Source organism: bacterium (genome assembly GCA_036524115.1).
Classification (GTDB): domain Bacteria; phylum JAUVQV01; class JAUVQV01; order JAUVQV01; family DATDCY01; genus DATDCY01.
In genome coordinates this window covers 1-2085 of sequence record DATDCY010000352.1, presented here as the reverse complement: position 1 = coordinate 2085, position 2085 = coordinate 1, and the positions used below count along the sequence as shown (strand labels likewise).

Annotated in this window: 2 protein-coding genes; one reads left to right on the top strand and one right to left on the bottom strand. The window is 75.6% G+C overall.

Going from position 1 to position 2085, the window contains the following annotated elements; genetic code table 11:
* Positions 1-1218: tetratricopeptide repeat protein (locus VI078_17275; GenBank protein HEY6001038.1), on the top strand; the 1218-nt coding region annotated here is incomplete at its 5' end.
* A gap of 30 nt (positions 1219-1248) precedes the next feature.
* Here VI078_17275 and VI078_17270 read toward each other — a convergent pair.
* Positions 1249-2085, bottom strand: an 837-nt coding sequence (locus VI078_17270; protein ID HEY6001037.1) for a DUF362 domain-containing protein, incomplete at its 5' end; no start/stop codon positions are given.

The following is a 2085-nucleotide window of genomic DNA, read 5'->3' as shown; positions in this document are numbered from 1 at the left end:
CTCCTGGCCAAGCCGATGCCGGTCACGCTGCCGCTGCTGCTCCTGCTGCTCGAGTGGTGGCCCCTCGGGCGCTGGTCGCCGCTCGCGGGCGCCCCCCCGGGGGCGGCCCGTCCCTGGGCGGGACTGCTGCCGCCCCCGTCGCTCTGGGGCGAGAAGTCCGTGCTGCTGGCGCTCGCCGGGGCGTCGGCCGCCGTCACCCTCGCGGTGCAGGCCGCGGCGGGCGCCATGGACCCGGCTGCCGCCGTTCCCCTGTCCTCGCGAGCGGCCAACGCCGCGGTCGCCTGCGCCGTCTACCTGCGCAGGGCGATCTGGCCCGCCGACCTCGCCGCCTTCTATCCGTACCCCTGGGCGGGGCACCCCGCCCCCGCCGTCGCGGGTGCGCTCGCGGCGCTGGGGGCGCTCGTCGCGGTCTCGCTCCGCCAGGGCCGCCGGCGCCCCTGGCTGGCAGTGGGCCTGCTCTGGTTCCTCGTCTCGCTGCTGCCGGTCATCGGGCTGGTCCAGGTGGGCGAGCAGGCCATGGCCGACCGCTACACGTATCTGCCGCTGCTCGGCCCCGGCTTCGCCGCGGCGTGGTGGCTCGCGGCGCGCGCGGGACGGGGACGACGGCAGGCGCGCGCGGTCGCCGGCGCCTCGCTCGCAGTCGTGCTGGCGCTCGCGGTGCTGGCGGCGAGACAGGTGGGGACGTGGCGCGACGGCGTGACGCTCTTCTCGCAGGCCGTCGCGGTGACGAAGGACAACCACATCGGGCAGAACAACCTCGGGACGGCCCTGCTCGCGCGCGGCGAGGCCGCGGCCGCCCTGCCGCACTTCGCGGAGACCGTCCGCATCGCCCCGCACTCGCCGAAGGGCTTCCAGAACGCGGGGCGGGCGCTGGCGCAGCTCGGGCGGCACGCGGAGGCCGTCGACTGGTACCGGCAGGCCATCGCGCGCGACCCGCGCGACCCGCTCGCGCGGCGGAACCTGGGGCGGTCGCTCGAGGCGCTGGGCCGGCGCGAGGAGGCGGTCGCCGCCTACCGCGAGTCGCTCGCCCTGGAGCCGCGCGACGCCCGCACCCTCGATCTCCTCGGCGTGGCGCTGGCGCGGTCCGGACGGACGGCCGAGGCGGTGCAGCTGCTGGAGGAGGCGGCCGCCCTCGACCCGGGCAACGCGTCGGTCCGCGACCACCTGGCGGTGGCGAGAGCGCAGCGGGCGGTCTCCCCCAGTGCCGGCCGCCCCTGAACTGCGGCGCCGGCCCCGGTTCGCGCGGGATCAGCGCGCGGCGAGGTCCTTCGTCCGCACCTCGATCCGCGCCAGGTCCGCCTCGCCGACGCCGGCGCGGGCCGCGAACGCGATGTGCGGGACGTCCTGCGCGGTGATGCCGAAGAGAGTCGCGCCGAACGCGTCCGCCGCCACGGGGTCGGTGCCGGCGATGACCGTGTCGAGACGCTTGACGTCCGTCAGGCGCCCGCCCTGCGGCCCGTTGCCCGTGAGCACCCGCACCGCATCCAGCAGGTAGAGGTCATACCTGATCCGCGAGTTCATGTCGGCGATCATCTGGTCGAGGTCGTGGTGGATGTTACCGCGGTTGCCGCCGAGCACGCCCATGGTGTTCTTGAGGCACATCGTCAGCCGGGCCGCGTTGTGGTGCTTGGCGATCGCGAGGTTGAAGCGCCGGTCGGCCTCGAGGACATCCTGGCAGACCGCCCACTTCTTCAGGCTCACCCCCCGCGGGAACTCCACGGGGACGAAGCGCCGCTCGTCCATGAACTCGACCGTCGCCGCCGGGTTGCCGAGCGCGGTCACCGCGTCCAGGATGCCGCTGTTGCGGTAGCAGCGCCGCGCGTCGTTGCAGGTGCGGTCCATGACGCGCACCCGCTTGGCGCCGGCCTCGAGGCACATGCGCACCACCGTCGCCACGACCTCGGGGTTCGTGTTCGCCGCCTGCTCGGGGCTGCGATCCCAGCCGATGTTCGGCTTGACGACCACGACGTCCCCGCGCGAGACGAATTTCTGGATGCCCCCGAGTTCGCCGATCGCGGCCCGCGCCAGGGCCTCGGGCGAGCCGTTGCGCGCGACCGCGAGCGCGGTGCGCGGCTCCGCGGCGGC